Annotated in this window: 16 protein-coding genes; 4 read left to right on the top strand and 12 right to left on the bottom strand. The window is 64.1% G+C overall.

Annotated features, from left to right (window positions below; genetic code table 11):
* Positions 1–44 precede the first annotated feature (44 nt).
* Positions 45–1505 carry an Asp-tRNA(Asn)/Glu-tRNA(Gln) amidotransferase subunit GatB gene (gene gatB / locus HGB41_RS16870; protein WP_171086549.1) on the top strand — a complete coding sequence of 487 codons (1461 nt, stop codon included), beginning with the start codon at positions 45–47 and terminating at the stop codon, positions 1503–1505.
* An 81-nt stretch (positions 1506–1586) separates the two neighbouring features.
* On the opposite strand, the gene HGB41_RS16875 is transcribed toward gatB, so the two are convergent.
* The 3 genes from HGB41_RS16875 to pyrE all read right to left on the bottom strand — a co-directional run bounded on the left by HGB41_RS16875 (position 1587) and on the right by pyrE (position 3632).
* On the bottom strand, positions 1587–2126 hold the full coding sequence (locus HGB41_RS16875; RefSeq protein WP_171086551.1) for a hypothetical protein: 540 nt from the start codon (positions 2124–2126) through the stop codon (positions 1587–1589).
* Between the two features lie 33 nt (positions 2127–2159).
* The gene (locus HGB41_RS16880) at positions 2160–2612 is read right to left on the bottom strand and encodes a hypothetical protein (RefSeq protein WP_212760996.1); all 453 of its coding nucleotides are present in this window, start codon (positions 2610–2612) and stop codon (positions 2160–2162) included.
* 357 nt (positions 2613–2969) lie between these two features.
* A complete protein-coding gene (pyrE, locus tag HGB41_RS16885) occupies positions 2970–3632 on the bottom strand; it encodes an orotate phosphoribosyltransferase (RefSeq protein ID WP_171086553.1) in 663 nt (220 codons plus the stop codon).
* A gap of 235 nt (positions 3633–3867) precedes the next feature.
* Between pyrE and HGB41_RS16890 the strand changes: the two genes are divergently transcribed.
* Both HGB41_RS16890 and HGB41_RS16895 read left to right on the top strand, forming a co-directional pair.
* A complete protein-coding gene (locus HGB41_RS16890) occupies positions 3868–4638 on the top strand; it encodes an exodeoxyribonuclease III (RefSeq protein WP_171086555.1) in 771 nt (256 codons plus the stop codon).
* Positions 4639–4858: 220 nt separating this feature from the next.
* On the top strand, positions 4859–8131 hold the full coding sequence (locus HGB41_RS16895; RefSeq protein WP_171086556.1) for an Ig-like domain-containing protein: 3273 nt from the start codon (positions 4859–4861) through the stop codon (positions 8129–8131).
* A 27-nt stretch (positions 8132–8158) separates the two neighbouring features.
* On the opposite strand, the gene HGB41_RS16900 is transcribed toward HGB41_RS16895, so the two are convergent.
* From HGB41_RS16900 to gshB, 8 genes are all read right to left on the bottom strand, one after another.
* Positions 8159–9100 (bottom strand): pseudouridine synthase, encoded by a 942-nt coding sequence (locus HGB41_RS16900; RefSeq protein WP_171086558.1) that lies wholly within the window; start codon positions 9098–9100, stop codon positions 8159–8161.
* 40 nt (positions 9101–9140) lie between these two features.
* Positions 9141–10025: a M48 family metallopeptidase gene (locus HGB41_RS16905; RefSeq protein WP_171086560.1), complete on the bottom strand. Its 885-nt coding sequence runs from the start codon at positions 10023–10025 to the stop codon at positions 9141–9143.
* Between the two features lie 143 nt (positions 10026–10168).
* Positions 10169–10786 (bottom strand): methionine biosynthesis protein MetW, encoded by a 618-nt coding sequence (gene metW, locus HGB41_RS16910; protein WP_171086563.1) that lies wholly within the window; start codon positions 10784–10786, stop codon positions 10169–10171.
* The gene (metX, locus tag HGB41_RS16915; RefSeq protein ID WP_171086565.1) at positions 10783–11937 is read right to left on the bottom strand and encodes a homoserine O-succinyltransferase MetX; all 1155 of its coding nucleotides are present in this window, start codon (positions 11935–11937) and stop codon (positions 10783–10785) included. Before metX ends, metW begins: the two co-directional genes overlap by 4 nt.
* A 48-nt stretch (positions 11938–11985) precedes the next feature.
* Positions 11986–13764: a phosphoenolpyruvate--protein phosphotransferase gene (gene ptsP, locus HGB41_RS16920; protein ID WP_171086824.1), complete on the bottom strand. Its 1779-nt coding sequence runs from the start codon at positions 13762–13764 to the stop codon at positions 11986–11988.
* A 41-nt stretch (positions 13765–13805) separates the two neighbouring features.
* Entirely contained in the window at positions 13806–14075 is a 270-nt protein-coding gene (locus tag HGB41_RS16925; RefSeq protein WP_171086568.1) for an HPr family phosphocarrier protein, read from the bottom strand.
* 64 nt (positions 14076–14139) lie between these two features.
* Positions 14140–14547 carry a PTS sugar transporter subunit IIA gene (locus tag HGB41_RS16930; protein ID WP_171086569.1) on the bottom strand — a complete coding sequence of 136 codons (408 nt, stop codon included), beginning with the start codon at positions 14545–14547 and terminating at the stop codon, positions 14140–14142.
* A gap of 1 nt (position 14548) precedes the next feature.
* Positions 14549–15511, bottom strand: coding sequence for a glutathione synthase (gene gshB / locus HGB41_RS16935; RefSeq protein ID WP_171086571.1), 963 nt, complete (start codon positions 15509–15511; stop codon positions 14549–14551).
* 140 nt (positions 15512–15651) lie between these two features.
* Between gshB and HGB41_RS16940 the strand changes: the two genes are divergently transcribed.
* The gene (locus HGB41_RS16940) at positions 15652–16299 is read left to right on the top strand and encodes a DUF4272 domain-containing protein (protein WP_171086572.1); all 648 of its coding nucleotides are present in this window, start codon (positions 15652–15654) and stop codon (positions 16297–16299) included.
* A gap of 4 nt (positions 16300–16303) precedes the next feature.
* On the opposite strand, the gene gshA is transcribed toward HGB41_RS16940, so the two are convergent.
* Positions 16304–17605, bottom strand: a complete 1302-nt coding sequence (gene gshA, locus HGB41_RS16945) for a glutamate--cysteine ligase (protein ID WP_171086574.1) — start codon at positions 17603–17605, stop codon at positions 16304–16306.
* Between the last annotated feature and the right edge of the window lie 77 nt (positions 17606–17682).

Here is a 17682-nt window from a genome sequence, read left to right on the forward strand (position 1 = left end):
GAACAGCAACACGAAGCAGCAGAGCGAACAGAAAAGAGAACATCATGCAATGGGAAGTCGTCATCGGTCTTGAGAACCACGTGCAGCTCACGACCAACTCGAAAATCTTCAGCGGCAGCTCGATCCGTTTCGGCGCCGAGCCGAACACCCAGGCCAGCCCGGTCGACCTGGCGCTGCCGGGCGTGCTGCCGGTGCTGAACCGCGGCGCGGTCGAACGCGCGATCCGCTTCGGCCTGGCCGTGGGCGCAAAAATCGCGCCGCAGTCGGTCTTCGCGCGCAAGAACTACTTCTACCCCGACCTGCCGAAGGGCTACCAGATCAGCCAGTTCGAAGATCCGGTGGTCCAGGGCGGCACGGTCAGCTTCGCCTACGAAAAAGACGGCAAGCTGGAAACCAAAACCGTCAACCTGACCCGCGCCCACCTCGAGGAAGACGCCGGCAAGTCCCTGCACGAAGACTATGCCGGCATGAGCGGCATCGACCTGAATCGCGCCGGCACGCCGCTGCTCGAGATCGTGTCCGAGCCCGAGATGCGCAGCGCGAACGAAGCGGTGGCCTATGCCAAGGCCCTGCACTCGCTGGTGATGTGGCTCGGCGTCTGCGACGGCAATATGCAGGAAGGCTCCTTCCGCTGCGACGTCAACGTCTCGGTGCGCCCGGTCGGCCAGAAAGAATTCGGCACCCGCTGCGAGATCAAGAACCTGAACTCCTTCCGCTTCATGGAAGAAGCGATCCACTACGAAGTGCGGCGCCAGATCGAGCTGATCGAAGACGGCGGCCGGGTGATCCAGGCCACCCGCCTGTGGGATCCGGACAAGAAGGAAACCCGCTCGATGCGCACCAAGGAAGACGCGCAGGACTACCGCTACTTCCCGGACCCGGACCTGCCGCCGCTGGTGATTGGCCAGGACTGGATCGACCGCATCCGGGCCGAGATGCCCGAACTGCCCGGCGCCCTGCGCGCGCGCTTCACTGGCGACTACGGCCTGCCGGAATACGACAGCCTGGTGCTGACCTCTTCCAAAGCGATGGCGACCTATTACGAAGCCGTGGTGCTAGCTGCCGGCAAGGAAAACGCCAAGGCAGCGGCCAACTGGCTGATGGGCGACGTGTCGTCGACCCTGAACCGCGCGGGCGTGGAAATCGACGCATCGCCGGTATCGAGCGCCCAGCTGGCGCTGCTGCTCAAGCGCATCGCCGACGGCACCATCTCGAACAAGGCTGGCAAGGAAGTGTTCGCGGCGATGTGGGAAGCCGGATCGCCTGACGAGAACCTGGCCGACACCGTGATCGACCAGAAGGGCCTGAAGCAGATTTCCGATACCGGTGCGCTGGAAGGCATCGTCGACGAGGTGCTGGCGGCGAATGCCAAGTCGGTCGAGCAATACCGCGCCGGCAAGGAAGCGGCCATCAATGCGCTGATCGGGCAAGCGATGAAGGCTTCGAAGGGCAAGGCCAATCCGGCCCAGGTCACCGAACTGCTGAAGAAGAAGCTGGCCGGCTAAGCCGTTCAGCCAATGAAAAACCGGAGCCGCGGCTCCGGTTTTTTTACGCCAGCATTGTCACGGGCGACAGCTGCCAGGGAATCAGAGCGATAGCGCGCCGATACGCTGCAGGGCGATATCGATGTTCTTGCGGATAGCGCCGCCGATCGACATCTTCATGCGCTCGACGCCTGCGAACGCTTCGGTCGCACCGGTGGTGTGCTCGGTCTTGACCGATTCCTGCCACACGACGGCGCCGGTATCGGCACGCTTCAGGGTCCAGCCCATTTCGACCTTCGAGGTCATCGAAAAGCCCATCGCCGGCGCATCCACGTTGAACACTTGCGCGCCCAGCTGGTAGGCGCCGCCGTTGGCCTGGACGCCAGTGAAGGCCTTGGATGCTGCCACGGCATTGCTCACCGCAGCCTGCAGTTCGGCTGGCGTGATCAGCGAAGCGATGCCGGCATTGGTGGTCATGGTCGGGCTGGTGACGGTGACCGTATGCGGCTGCTGTTTCGCCGCCTGTACTGGGGCCGGGGTCATTTCCTGGTGGGTCATTTGCGATGCGCAACCGGTCAGGGTTGCCACGACGAATACGGCCGGGAGGATGGCGATGCGGCGGAAAGCGGATTGGATGCTCATGGTGATTGTCTCAGGTGAGTTAAGAAAGGGAAATCAGTTCTTTGGCGCTGCGAGGATATTCGTCACGACTTCATCGACCATGGCTTCCGGCGACTTGCGCGTCAGCGAGGTATGGAGCGAATTGCCGGTAGCGATAGGGAAATTCGTTTTCGGGTCGCGCACATTGATGGTCAGTTCCAGCATGTACATGGTGATGTCCCACATCCATTTATCGATATAGGTGACGGCGACATCGGTACCCGCAGGCACAGGCACGTCCGGGCCGGTCGTCACGGAATAGCCGCGGCTCTCGAGCTTGGTCTTGATGAGTTCATTGACCGCATTCTTGTCCTTGTCGTGCTTGACCACGTAGGCGGTCTTCATTTTCGACAGGTCTGTGCCCGGCGACAAGTTGGCGGTGGCACGGTTGACTGCGCAACCGGTCATCAGCGACATGGCGCCGATCAGGACAAAGATGGGCGCGATGCGCTTGATTGCTGAAAACATGAGTGACCCCTTCGTGTTGTTGGCTCGACGACCAATGAATTGTGTGTCGACGGAATATCGTCATTACACCGCCGGCGATTATATTCCTACGGCAACAATTCAGGTATGCGGGGCACATATTCGACAAGCCGTGCGCAAATAAACAGGGACAGTGCCGAAACAAAGAGGGTCAGAGTCGAATTATTCGGCAACTTCGGAAAGTTTCCTGTAATTCGACTCTGACCCCAATTGCCTGCCGGCCAATACGCCAAAAATAAAATAGGGTCAGAGTCGAATTAAAAGCAATTCTGGAAAATTGCTCAATAATTCGACTCTGACCCTAATCCACCTATGGCTATTGCCTGAGGGATGGTGCGTTTAAACGCCGTAGCGGCTGCGGTAGGCGGCGACGGCTTCCTTGTGCTGGGACAGGCGCGGATCGGCTGTAGCGCCCGACAGGTAGCCGAACAGGTCGTCGAGGTTGGCGATCGAGATCACCGGGATGCCGAATTCCTGCGCCACCTGCTGCACCGCCGAATGCGCGGACAGCGCGCCGTCCTTGCCGGAGCGCTCCATGCGGTCGAGCGCGATCAGCACTGCCACCGGTTCGGCGCCGGCGGCGCGGATCATGTCGACCGATTCGCGCACCGAGGTACCGGCCGAAATCACGTCGTCGACGATCACGACCTTGCCGGCCAATTTTGCGCCGACGATGGTGCCACCCTCGCCGTGGTCCTTGGCTTCCTTGCGGTTGTAGGCAAACGACGTGTTGCGGCCCTTGCCGGCCAGCGCCACCGACGTCGCGGAGGCCAGCGTGATGCCCTTGTAGGCCGGGCCAAACAGCATGTCGAATTCGACACCGGAGTCGAGCAGCGTCTGGGCGTAGAACTGGGCCAGCTGGCCCAGGGTGGCGCCGTCGTGGAACAGGCCGGCGTTGAAGAAATAGGGCGACAGGCGTCCCGCCTTGGTCGTGAATTCGCCGAACCTCAATACCTCGGCCTCGACCGAAAATGCAATAAACTCCTGGCGCAGATCGCTCACGTGCTTCTCCTGAATGTCCGAAAGCGCATATTGTAAACCGCGCCCTCGCCTGCCTGCAGCAAGGGCATGGCAAACCCGGCGCCATCCGGCCTGGCAAACCCGCTGCCGCGCCCCTGGAACATGCTGCCGGCAAGCCATTCCTGGCGGCGGCAAAACGCGCTACACTGTCGCGCTCAGTACCTTCCGACCACATCCAGCACGCCCCGCAGGCGGCCTTCATTTTCATTAAAGATCCATGCCACGCATCATCTCCGCGAACCTGAACGGCATCCGTTCGGCGCACAAAAAAGGTTTTTTCAACTGGCTCGCCTCGCAGGAGGCCGACTTCATCTGCGTCCAGGAACTGAAGGCGCAGGAAGCCGACATGACCGAGGAGATGCTGTCCCCGCACGGCTACCACGGTCATTTCCACTATGCCGAGAAGAAGGGCTATTCGGGCACCGGCGTGTATAGCCGCACCGCGCCGGACAACAAGCGCATCGGCTTCGGCTGCATGGAGTTCGACGCCGAAGGCCGCTACACGCGCTGCGATTTCGGCAACCTGACGGTCATCTCGGTCTACTGCCCGTCGGGCTCCTCGTCGCCCGAGCGCCAGCTGGCCAAATTCCGTTTCATGGAAGTCTTCCTGCCCCACCTGGAGCAACTCAAGGCCGAAGGCCGCGAGGTCGTGATCTGCGGCGACTGGAACATCGCGCACAAGGAAATCGACCTGAAGAACTGGAAAAGCAACCAGAAGAATTCGGGCTTCCTGCCGGAAGAGCGCGCCTGGCTGAGCCGCATCTTCGACGAGGTCGGCCTGGTCGACGTGCACCGCGTGGTCTCCCCCGAGGCGGCCGACTACACCTGGTGGAGCAACCGCGGCCAGTCCTGGGCCAAGAACGTCGGATGGCGCATCGACTACCACATCGCCACTCCGGGTATCGCTGCCTGCGCCAAGGCGGTGTCGGTCTACAAGGACGAACGCTTCAGCGACCACGCCCCCTTGATCATTGATTACCATCTCTAATAGAAGAGCAGGTATATATCAGCATTGCTTATAGTAGAGCTGAGGATGGCGGGAGCAGGCTCCCCCATCGGGGAGCGATCCCTCAATAAAGTGATGCTTAAAGGCACTATTTTGCGACGTATGCAAGATAGCTTGCCTTTTTATTGATACTATCCGTATGGTAACTTTTCCGGTCAGAATTTTCTGTTTCTGGAAAATCAACATATAGATCGCATCCTTCATGACCTCGACTACCGCCGCCCCGGCCCTGCTAACCAAGTCGTTTACCACGACCGCAGGCAAGACCCATATCGACCTGGCGTTCTCGACGACGATGTCCAAGGGCGGCGGATCGATCTTCGTCACCGACGGCGCGGTCCAGACCGTCATCAACCGCAGCACCGGCCAGCCCGAGCTGCGCGTGGTCGGCGCCACAGTCACCCGCGAAATCCCGGTCAGCCAGGTGTCGATCAACGGCGCCCACGTCGAGTTCGACGCCAGCGGGCTGGCGGCGGGCAGAGCCTACAACGTATTCATGGGCAGCGGCACGCTGGTTGGCGACGGCCGCGCCTTCGCCGGCATCAGCGCGCCGGGCCAGGTGGTGTTCACCACGCCGGAAGCGGCGCCGGCGCCGGCCCTGGGCGCGACTATCGACATCGAGGACCGCACCCTCCGGGCCGGCGAGGACCTCACCGTCACCGTCACCTTCTCGGAAGCGGTGACGGCACTCAACCAGGACGCCGTCAGCGCAGAGCATGCCCGCATCAAAGGCATGAGCGCCAGCGCCGACGGCCTGACCTGGACCATTACCATAGGCGCCGCCGACAGCATCGATTCGGCATCCAACCTGCTGCGCCTGGACATGAGCCAGATTGCGAGTACGGGGGGCCTGCGCGGCAGCGGCATGCTGGCCTCGCGCCCGTACGCGGTCGACACCATCGTCGACGCCTGGCTCACGCCGCACATCAGCGTCAGCGATACCGGCCCATTCGACAACGACGGCATCACCTATGACCGCACCCAGACCGCGTCGGGCTTCCTGGCCGGCAGCCTGGCCGCCGACGAGCACATCGAACTGACCATCAACGGCCGCAGCGTCGACCCGGCGCTGGTCCACCTCGAGGTGGCGGGCGAAGGCTGGAGCTGGACCTACGACGCCAACGATGAAACCGGCGAGCCGCCCGTCTTCGGCGAGGGCGAGAACACGATCGTTGCCCGGATCGTCAATGCCGATGGCCACGGCAGCGCCGCGGTGGTCCAGCGCATCACCCTCGACACCATCGCGCCATCGATCGCCACCTCGCCGCACGGCGCAACCGACCTGGCCGTTGGCGCCGACATCGTCATCACCTTCGACGAAGCGGTCTACTGGCAAGACCAGGAAGGCGACGGCGACGTGCTGCACCTGTTCGGCGACAACGACACCGTCATCAAGGTTGTCCTCAGCGCCGCCAACTTCTCGGAAGATGGCCGCACCCTGACCATCAAGCCCGCCGACCACAAGCTGCAGGCCGACACCGGCTACAGCCTGCGCCTGCCGGAGAACCTGCTTGATCTCGCCGGCAACCCGCTGCAAAGCTACGAGATGGCCTTCCACACGGTCGGTGGCCCGAGCGCCGTGCGTGTCTTCGTCGATGGCGACGGCAGCTACCGCGCCGGCGAAACCCTCACCTTCCGCATCCGTTTCGACGAGGCGGTGCGCACGGTGGGCGACGCAGTGCCGACGCTGGGCCTGAGCAACGGCGCGCAGGCGCAGTTCGCCGCCGTGAACGGCACCGAGATGAGCTTCACCTACACGGTTGCGAACGGCGACGATAAAGCCGGCTTGGCCATCAGCGATACGTCCGGGCTGGCCGGGAAGGTCCAGGACATCGCGGGCAACCTGCTGGCAGCGGACCACATCGTCTTCAGCGGCATCTACGACAATCTCGGCCACGGCATCATCGGCATCGATATCGACACCGCCGCGGCGGCCCCTGCGGCGCCGCTGCTGGCAAATGCGAGCAACTCCGGCAGCCTGCTCGACAACATTACCTCCGACCGCACCCCGACGCTGGCCGGCAGCGCCGAAGCCCATGCCCTGGTCGAGATCTACAAGGGCGCGACCCTGCTCGGGTCCGGCTACGCCGACGCCGGCGGCAATTGGGAAGCGACGGTCGCACTGGAACACGCGCTGGCCGATGGCCTGCACGAGCTCACGGTGCGCCAGGTCGACAAGGCCGGCAATGCCAGCAGCGCGTCCGGCCTGATCGCGCTGACGATCGACGCGAGCGCACCGGCGGCACTGGCCGGCGTCTTCCTCGCCAGCGACACGGGCGTGTCGAACTCGGACCGCATCACGCGCGAGAACTACGCCGTGCTCTCCGGCACCGGGGCGGAAGCCAATGCCGTCATTAACATCATGAACGGCGCGGCGCTGGCCGGCGTCGGCACCAGCGATGCGAACGGCAACTGGACTGCCTCCGTCGATGCGCCGCTGCAGGAAGGCGTGCACACCGTGACCGTGCTCCAACTGGACAAGGCCGGCAACAGCAGCGCCGCATCAACGCCCCTGTCCTTCACCATCGACCGCACGGCTCCAGAAACCGCACCGCCGGCGCCGGTCCTGGCTGCCGTCAGCGATACCGGCATCCTGGACAACGACGGCATCACCAGCGACACCACGCCGACCTTCACCGGCACCGGCGCCATGGCCAACACGATCGTCGGCCTGTACCTGAACGACCGCGCAGCCGGCACCGCGATGACGAACGCCTTGGGCAACTGGACCATTACTGCCCTCGGCGACGGCGAAGGCGGGCTTGTCGACGGCAACTACAGCGTCGGCCTCAAGCAGTTCGACGTGGCCGGCAATGCCAGCGACTATTCCGCCCTGTTCAACCTCGTCGTCGATATCAGCGCACCCGTGACCGCGCTGACCCTGGACCTCGCGGCCGCCAGCGACAGCGGGGCATCGGCGATCGACAACCTGACAAAAGTCACGACCCCGACCTTCTCGGGATCCGGCGCGGCAGCCAACGGCCAGGTGGCCCTGCTCGTGGGCGCGACGGAGATCGGCTGCGCTACCGCCGACGCGTTGGGCAACTGGAGCTTCACCATCGAAGCCGGCAAGGCGCTTGCCGATGGCGTCCACCAGGTGCGCGTGCGCCAGTACGACGCCGCGGGCAATGCCGGAGCCGATTCCAACCCGCTGGCAGTGACGATCGACACCGCCGCCCCGACCCTGGTCGATGTGAACGGCAGCCTGATTGGACGCAAGTTCGCCCTCACCTTCACCGAAGCGATCCGGTTCTCTCCAAGCGGTCGTTTCGAGCTGGGCGGTTTGTTCGGCAACGAGGTGTTCGAGAGCAGTGGCCAGGGCAACAGCTGGCAAATCACCGACGGGAATATGCTGAACTTTAATATCTCGCTCACCGGTTTCCTGCGCCTGCAGGCCAATAACGGCTCCGTCGAAGACATGGCCGGCAACGCCGCCGTGATCGGCGTGCCGGACTGGCCGATCACGATTATTTAAGCGGCAACCAAGCGGCGCGCCGGGGCGTTACGCGCCCGGCCAGTCGAGCCGGAAGCTGCTGTCGAAGCGGCGCGGCTGGCCATTCAAAGGATCGGTGAAGCTGACGGTACGCGCCAGCAGCTGCAGCGGCGCGCTGAAATCGTCGCCCTTGCAGGGCAGCGCCACCGGATAAAAGGCATCGTTCAGGATCGGCGCGCCAAGCGCCGCCAGGTGCAGGCGCAGCTGGTGCTTGCGTCCGGTGTGCGGATGCAGCCGGTAATGCGCCACCTCCCCCCGCCGTTCGACCAGCTCCACCAGCGTCTCCGAATTCGGCTCGCCCGGCACTTCGGTACTGACGAAGAACTGCTCCCCATCCTGCATGCGGCTGCGGTAGGTGAACGGGAATTCCCGGCCCTCGATCGGGCCCGCCAGCGCCTCGTACACCTTGTTCACCACCCGCTTCTGGAACATCGACTGGTAGGCCCCGCGCGTTGCGGGATTGTGCGAGCAGATCACCACGCCCGCGGTCTCGCGGTCCAGCCGGTGAATCGGCGTCAGGTGCGGCAAATCGAACTGCTTCTTCAGGCGCACCAGCAGCGTCTCGTGCAGGAAGCGCCCGGTCGGGATGGTCGGCAGGAAGTGCGGCTTGTCGGCCACCAGCAGGTGCTCGTCCTGGAACAGGACCCGTTCCCTGAACGGGATCGGCGTCTCGGGGGTTTCCAGCTCGCGGTAATACCAGACGCGCATGCCCTGCCGTACAGGGCTATCCGGCATCAAGGGAGTGCCTTGCGCGTCGACGATCTCTCCGCGCGCCAGGCGCCGGGCCCAGGCGGCTTCCGGCACGTCGGGGAAGCGCCCGGCCAGGAAGTGCAGCATGCCGCCCGCCTGCGTTTCGGTCAGCCACAGGTAGCTGGGCGAGACGCCGTCGCGGATCGGCAGCGGGACGTAGGCGTTGGCTTCGGCCTGCCGCCCTTTCCTTGCACCGCCCATTAATGAGGACTCACTACTGGAGACTCACTACTGAGACTCACTACCGCAAACTGACGTTGGTCCGGTACGGCGGCAGCTTGGCCGCGGTCGTACCCTTGGCGCGCGCATACAGCGGCAACAGCACGTTCATGTGCTCTTCCATGTCCTTGATGCGGGTCTCGCCGCCCGGGTGGGTCGACAGCAGCTCGATCGGCGCGCGCTTGCTCAGCGCCGCCATCTTGCGCCACAGCGTGATGCCGGCGCGCGGGTCGTAGCCGGCGCGCGATGAAATATCCAGCCCGACCAGGTCGGCCTCGCGCTCTTCGTTGCGCGAGAATTTCAGCACCAGCAGCTGGCCGGCCTGGTTGGCCACTGCGCCGGTGATGCCCGGGTCGACCCCGAAGATGCCGGAGATGAGGGCGCCGCCGACGCGCGCGCCCATCGAGGTCATGCCCTGCTTGGCCATTTTTTCGCGGCTGTGCTCGCGCAGTGCATGGGCGATCTCATGGCCCATCACGGCCGCCACTTCATCATCGGTCAGCTTGAGCTGGGTGAGGATGCCCGAGAAGAAGCCGATGCGCCCGCCCGGCATGCAGAAGGCATTCACATCTTTCGAATCGATCAGGTTGACCTGCCACTTCCATTGGCTCGCGTTCTGGTTCCAGCGCGGCGCATGCGGGATGATGCGCTGGGCAATGGCGCGCAGGCGCCGCACTTCCGGATGCGAAGCGGGTACCAGCGCGCCCTTCTGCTGCGCCTCCCCCATCATCTGGGTGTATTGCTGCGCCGCGGCTTCGTTGAGTTGGGCCTCCGGGATCAGCACGCGGCTGCGCGACAGCGGCGTGACGCTGATGCCGTCCTGCACCACGGTCTTGTCTTGCGCGCCAACGCCGCCGATTGCGGCAAACAGGGAAACGCAGACGGCCAGTTGCTTGAATTTTTTCATTTCGTTCACCGACAGGCTGTTCTTAGCAGCCTATCCTCGCAGAAAGTAGACGTGAGGGATACACAATGACCACGATCATCACGGATACACGATTGCCGGACTAGCCGCTACCGCACATAAGTCGACAAGAGCCCGGATGAACACTAGGCAGTCGCCCGTACCTTCTTGCGCAGGCGAAACACCGCCAGGCTGCCGCGCAAATTCGGCAGGAAATCGACCGGCTTGCCGTCCGCCAGCGCCACGCATTCCAGCACTTCCAGGCCGCATTCTTCCGCCAGTGCCTGGAAATCGTAGATCGTTGCGCAGCGCACGTTGGGCGTGTCGTACCACTGGTAAGGCAGCGTGCGCGAGACCGGCATGCGCCCGCGCAGCAGGGCCAGCCGGTGCGGCCAATGCGCGAAGTTCGGGAACGAGACGATGGCTTCCTGGCCGACGCGCACGATGTCGCGCAGCAGCGCCTCGACGTGCTGCATCATCTGCAGCGAGGACAGGCAGAGCACCGTATCGAAGGCGTTGTCGCCGAACAGGCCCAGGCCCTGCTCCATGTCGTGCTGGATCACGTTGACGCCGCGCTTGGTGCTGGCCAGCACCTTGTCGTCGGCGATCTCGATGCCGTAGCCGGTGCAGCGCTTGCCCAGTTCCAGGTAGCGCAGCATGGCGCCGTCGCCGCAGCCGACGTCGAGCACATGGGCCCCGTCGTTCACCCAGTGGGCGATGAAGGCCAGGTCGGGACGCAGCGCGATCAGTTCGTCGAAATTCATGCGGCCACCTCGCCGGCCAGTTCCATGGCAATGCGGTCGTAGTAGGCGCGCACCACCCCGAGATAGCGCGGGTCTTCCAGCAGGAAGGCGTCGTGGCCGTGCGGCGCGTCGATCTCGGCATAGCTCACGCGGCGCCGGTTCGATACCAGGGCTTCCACGATCTCGCGGCTGCGCTCGGGCGAGAAGCGCCAGTCGGTGCTGAACGAGGCGACCAGGAATTGCGCTTTCGTGCCCGCCAGGGCTTTGGTCAGGTTGCCGTCGTACAGGCGCGCCGGGTCGAAATAGTCGAGCGCCTTGGTGATCAACAAATAGGTGTTGGCGTCGAAGTATTCCGAGAACTTGTCGCCCTGGTAGCGCAGGTAGGATTCGATCTCGAAGTCGATACCGAAGTCGAAGCCGTATTCGTCGGATTCGGCCACGTTGCGCAGCCGGCGGCCGAATTTCTCGGCCATGTCGTCGTTCGACAGGTAGGTGATGTGGCCGACCATGCGCGCCACTTTCAGGCCGTTTTTCGGCACCACGCCGTGCTCGTAGAAGTCGCCGCCGTGGTAGTCGGGATCGGTCAGGATGGCCTGGCGCGCGACGTCGTTGAAGGCGATGTTCTGGGCCGACAGCTTGGGCGTGGAGGCGATCACGATGCAGTGGCGCAGGCGGTCCGGGAACATGATGCTCCACGAGAGCGCCTGCATGCCGCCCAGCGAGCCCCCCATCACCGCCGCGAAGCAGTCGATGCCGAGGCGGTCGGCAAGGCGCGCCTGCGCGCTGACCCAGTCTTCCACGGTCAGCAGCGGGAAGGATGCGCCGTAGGGCTTGCCGGTGGCCGGATTGGTGTGCATCGGCCCGGTCGAGCCGAAGCAGGAGCCGAGGTTGTTCACGCCGATCACGAAGAAGCGGTTGGTATCGAGCGGCTTGCCCGGACCGACCATGTTGTCCCACCAGCCCAGGCTTTTCGGCTGGTCTGCGTAAGTGCCGGCAACGTGGTGCGAGGCGTTGAGGGCGTGGCAAACCAGCACCGCGTTGGACTTGTCGGCGTTGAGCGTGCCATAGGTTTCGTACATCAGCGTGTAGTCGCCGATGTGCGCGCCGCTTTGCAGGCGCAGGGGCTCGGCGAATTGCATCGCCTGTGGTGTGACTGTTCCGATCGATCCCATGGAGCTTTAGCTGGTGTTTCTTGTGTGTGTTGCGGCGCGAACGCCAGTTCAGAGGGACTGCAGCTGCTCCACCGCGGCCGCGATCTCGTCCGGTTCGTACGAGCGCAGGATGCGGCGCGTGCGCGAAGTGATCGCGGACAGGTCGCTGTTCAGGATTTCCTGTTTCACCGACAGCAGCTGGGCGGGGTGCATCGAGAATTCGCGCAGGCCCATGCCCAGCAGCAGGCGGGTGAGCTTGGTGTCGCCGGCCATCTCGCCGCATACGGCGACGTCCAGGCCGGCCTTCTGGCCGATGGCGATGGTCTGGGCAATCAGCATCAGGACCGCCGGGTGCAGCGGATTGTACAGGTGCGCCACTTCGTAATCGACGCGGTCGATCGCCAGCGTGTACTGGATCAGGTCATTGGTGCCGATCGACAGGAAGTCCATGCGCTTGACGAACATCGGCAGCGCCAGTGCGGCCGCCGGGATCTCGATCATGGCGCCGACTTCCACGTCCGGGTCGTACTTGACGCCCTCCTCGCGCAGTTGCAGCTTGGCCTGCTCGAGCATGCTGAGTGTCTGGTCGATCTCGAAAGCATGCGCCAGCATCGGGATCAGGATCCGCACCTTGCCGTAGCTGGAGGCGCGCAGGATCGCACGCAGCTGCGTCAGGAACAGCTGGGGCTCGGCCAGGCAGTAGCGGATCGCGCGCAGGCCCAGCGCCGGATTGAGCGCCGTGTGCTCGGTCGGGTCGAGCGGCTTGTCGGCGCCGACATCGAGCGTGCGGATGGTCACGGGGCGGCCCTTCATGGCCACCACCGCCTTGCGGTACTGCTCGAACTGCTCGTCCTCGCTCGGGATGCGCAGCGCATTGCCCAGCACGTTGGCGCGGCCCATGAACAGGAACTCGGAGCGGAACAGGCCGACGCCGTTGGCGCCGGCTTCGAGTGCGCCCGCGCAGTCTTCCGGCAGCTCGATGTTGGCCATCAGCTTGACCGGGGTGCCGTCTTTCGTGACGGCCGGCGTTTTTTTAAGCTTGAGCAGGCGCTTGCGCGCCTTGCCAAGCGCCGCCTGGCGCGCGCGGTACTGCTCCAGCACCAGCTGGCTCGGGTTGCAGATCACCACCCCGGCATCGCCATCGACGATGACCCAGTCGTCCTGCTCGATCAGGCGCGAGGCCTGGCTCATGCCGACCGCCGCCGGGATGTCGAGCGAGCGCGCGACGATCGCGGTATGCGAGTTCTGGCCGCCGACGTCGGTGACGAAGCCGATGAAGGAACGTGGTCCGCCATCGCGGTCGCGGAAGGCCAGCATGTCGGCCGGCGAGATGTCGTGGGCCACCACGATCATCGAAGGCGGCGCGTGGTCGTCGCCGGAAAACACCGGTGGCACGCTCAAGGCGGTGCCCATCAGGACCTTGAGCACGCGCTCGGCGACCTGCTGGATGTCGTGCTTGCGCTCGCGCAGGTATTCGTCTTCGATCTCGTCGAACTGCGCCGACAATTCGTCGATCTGGGTCACCAGCGCCCATTCGGCGTTGTAATGGCGGGTGCGGATGATGTCGAGCGGCGCTTCCGAGATCATCGGGTCGGACAGGATCAGCGCGTGCACGTCGATGAAGGCGCCCAGTTCGGTCGGGGCATCCTTGGGCAGCTCGGTCCACAGGGCCTGCAGGCCGCGGTGCACCTCGGCGATGGCATCCTGCAGGCGCTTCACCTCGGCTTCGACCTGCTCCACCGGGACCAGGTAGTGCTTGACGTCGAGCGCCGCCGGCGTGAGCAGGTGCGCGCGGCCGATCGCAATGCCGCGCGAAACTGGAATGCCATGGAGCGTGAACGATGCCATCGAGGGTCCCGTGTGGCGCGGTGCTGCCGCTTCGCGCGGCATTACTCGCCTTCGCCGAACTTGTCGTTGATGAGGCCCGTGACTGCGGCGATGCAGGCTTCTTCGTCCGCGCCATCCGCCTCGAGCAGTACTTTCGCGCCTTTGCCGGCGGCGAGCATCATGACGCCCATGATCGACTTGGCATTGATGCGGCGGCCGTTCCGGGTGAGCCAGACATCGCTCTGGAATTTCGCGGCCAGCTGGGTGAGTTTGGCGGAAGCGCGGGCGTGCAGGCCCAGCTTGTTGATGATCTCTAGTTCCAGTTGAATCATGTTCTCGTTATCAATGTGTCGTCAGAACTGCGGGAGCACTGGGCTCGCTCATCCGGTTTGCCAATCAGCCGGACCCTACGCGGATCCGGTTATCCACCCGTACGGCGCCGTTCTGGGCGCCGGCCAGGGCCATTTCCACCACCACGTCGAGCGTGTCGCGGCGGTAGGTAATCGCACGCAGCAGCATCGGCAGGCTGATGCCGGCGATGACTTCCACGTGGCCGGCATTGGCCAGCGTATTGCAGCAATTGGACGGCGTGCCGCCCTTGATGTCGGTGATCACCAGCACGCCGTCGCCTTCGTCCAGGCGCACAATCGCTTCCTTGGCCAGGGCATTGACTTCGTTGATGTCCTGGTCGGCGGCCACGTCGATCGCCTCGAAGCGTTCGGTCGGGCCACGGAATACGTGGGCCACCGCGGTGATGAATGCCTGGCCCAGCGGTGCGTGGGTCATCAGCAGGATGCCTACCATGTCAGTGTCTGTCTGCAGTGTTGTCAAGGAGCTGCTGTTCGACCGCGTCGATGAACATCGCGGCCACGTCGAATCCGGTCTGGTCGGTGATCTCCTGGAAGCATGTCGGGCTGGTGACATTCACTTCGGTCAGGAAATCACCGATGATATCCAATCCTACCAGCAATAAGCCGCGTGCGGCCAGTACCGGCCCCAGCGCTTCGGCGATCTCGCGGTCGCGCTCGGTGATCGGCTGGGCCACGCCGATGCCGCCGGCCGCCAGGTTGCCGCGTACTTCGTTGCCCTGAGGAATGCGTGCCAGGGCGAAGGGTACCGGCTTGCCGCCGATCACCAGCACCCGCTTGTCGCCCGCCTTGATCGCCGGAATGAACTTCTGGGCCATGATGGTGTGCTTGCCGTTGTCGGTCAGCGACTCGATCACCGAGCCAAGGTTCATGCCGTCTTCCTTCACCCGGAAGATGCCGGCGCCGCCCATGCCGTCGAGCGGCTTGAAGATCACGTCGCCGTGCTTGTCGTGGAAGGCGCGCAGGCGGTCCAGGTTCGACGACACCAGGGTCGGCGATGTGTAGCCGCTGAATTGCGCGATCGACAGCTTCTCGTTGTGGTCGCGGATCGCGCCCGGGCGGTTGAACACGCGCGCACCCTGGCGCTCGGCCAGTTCCAGCAGATAGGTGCCGTAGACATATTCCATGTCAAAAGGCGGGTCCTTGCGCTCGATGACGGCGTCGAAGCTCGAGAGCTTGACGATTTCCGGGGCGTCGGCGCGGTACCAGGCATCCGCCTCGCCGGTCAGGCTCAAGCGCATGACTTGCGCCGTCACCACGCCCTCTTCCAGCACCATGTCGCGCTGCTCGAAAGCGTAGATGGTATGGCCGCGTTTTGCGGCTTCGCGCATCATCGCGAAGGTCGAGTCCTTGTAGATCTTGAAGGTGGAGAGGGGATCGGCGAGGAAGGCGATTTTCATGGACAGTCCAGTGCGGGGAATGCCCTGATTTTAGCCGGAAACGCGGATCCTCGCGGGCGGCCCATCCATTCGCCTCCTGTTGCGCCGCGTGGCAGGCCCGGTTGATGTTATCGTCTTGCAAACGATTCCGGAGGCAGGACATGACAGCAGAAGCACGCAGGACAGCAACCGAAGCGCTATTGCGCGAGCACGGGATTCCCGTCAACCCGCACTTGCCGATGATCGAGGACGGCGGCGAGGTGAGCTTGCGTTCGGAAGAAGAGGTGTGGCGCCGGCTGGTGGCGCTCTGGGGCGTGGTCGGCGCTGCGATGCTGCGTCAGAACACTTTTTTCAAGGAATATTTCGCCAGCGAAGAACGCCGGGCCATGCTGTCGAACGACGAGGCCGCCTTCCTGTTCAACGACGCGCCGGCCGAGGAAGACATCATCCGTTTCTCGTGGCGGCTGGAAGCGCTGGTGTTGCTGGCGTGGTGCGCGGGGCTGGTGGAGGACCCTGGCCTGCCGTCGGCGCCGTCGCGTGCCGAAGTCATCCTGCCCCTCTACCCGCACGACCTTGCCGACGCAACGATGCTGCGCGCTGCGATCCACTTGAACAGCAAGGCCGAGATCCTGGACCAGGCAGACCGCCTTTACCGCCTGCACTGGGCGGTGCGCGACGCCCGGCTGAACGGCCATGAGCAGCCACCCGGCGTCAACCCCGGCGTAGTGCTGGAATGGCACCACGCGGTCAACTGGATGATCCGCGCCGGCGACGAAGACGACTGGGACGCCGTCTCCACCGATACCTGATGGCTTAATAGACTTCGGGGTTCGGGTCGGTGCGCTCCATCTCGAGCGAGGCTGCCAGCAGTCCCAGGCGCGCCACCACGCCATACACGTAGAAGCGGTTCGGCGCCGCCGTGCCCGGCTTGGCCTTCAGGTCGGGCACCGCATGCTGCTGGGCAAAGGCGAGCGGCACGTATTGCGAGCCCGGCGCGTTCAGGTTCTGGTCGATGCCGCGCTCGGCGTGGATGCGGTAGAAGCCGCCCACCACGTAGCGGTCGATCATGTAGACCACCGGCTCGGCCACCGCATCGTTGATGGACTCGAAGGTCGGCACGCCTTCCTGCACGATCATGTCGTTGACCGCCACGCCGTCCTTAATGACCGTCATCTTGTTGCGCTGGGCACGGCTCAGGTCGCGCACTTCGCTGGCGTCCTTTACGGTCATGACGCCCATGCCATAGGTGCCGGCATCGGGCTTGACGATCACGAAGGGCTTCTGCTCCTTCATGCCGTATTCCTTATATTTCTTCTTGATCTTCGAGAGCAGCATGGATACCGCATCGGCCAGCTGCTCGGTGCCGACGTCTTCCTGCAGGTCGAGTTCGCCGACCTTGCTGTGCAGCGGGTTGACCAGCCACGGGTCGATGTCGATCAGCTTGCCGAACTTCTTGGCCACCTCGTCGAAGGCCTTCAGGTGGTTGCTCTTGCGGCGCAGCGCCCAGCCGGCGTGGACCGGCGGCAGCAGCGACTGCTCGTGGATGTTTTCCAGGATCGTCGGGATGCCGGCCGAGAGATCATTGTTCAGCAGGATCGTGCAGGGATCGAAGTCGGCCAGGCCGACGCGGCGCCCGTTGCTTGACCGCACCAGCGGCTCCACCACCAGCATGTTCCCGTCCGGCAGCGCCAGCGGGGTCGGCTGGGTGACGTCCGGCGACAGCGAGCCCAGGCGCACGTGCAGGCCGGTCTGGCGGAAGATCTGCATCAGGCGCGCCACGTTCTGCAGGTAGAGCGGGTTGCGCGTATGCGTTTCCGGGATCATGAGCAGGTTGCGCGCATCCGGGCAATACTTGTCGATCGCGGCCATGGCGGCCTGCACCGCCAGCGGCAGCATCTCGGTGGACAGGTTGTTGAAGCCGCCCGGGAACAGGTTGGTGTCGACCGGCGCCAGCTTGTAGCCGGCATTGCGCAGGTCGACCGAGCAATAGAACGGCGGCGTATGCTCCTGCCACTCGAGGCGGAACCAGCGCTCGATCGCGGGCGTGGCTTCGAGGATCTTCTTTTCCAGGTCGAGCAGGGGCCCGGTAAGGGCGGTGGCGAGGTGCGGAACCATGTGGACGTCCTAGTAGTGGCTTTTTCGAATTATATCGGTACAGCTATATATGGACGAAGAAGCCGCTTTAAAGGCGC

Origin of the sequence: Telluria aromaticivorans (assembly GCF_013003915.1) — a bacterium.
GTDB classification, from domain to species: Bacteria; Pseudomonadota; Gammaproteobacteria; order Burkholderiales; family Burkholderiaceae_D; genus Telluria; species Telluria aromaticivorans.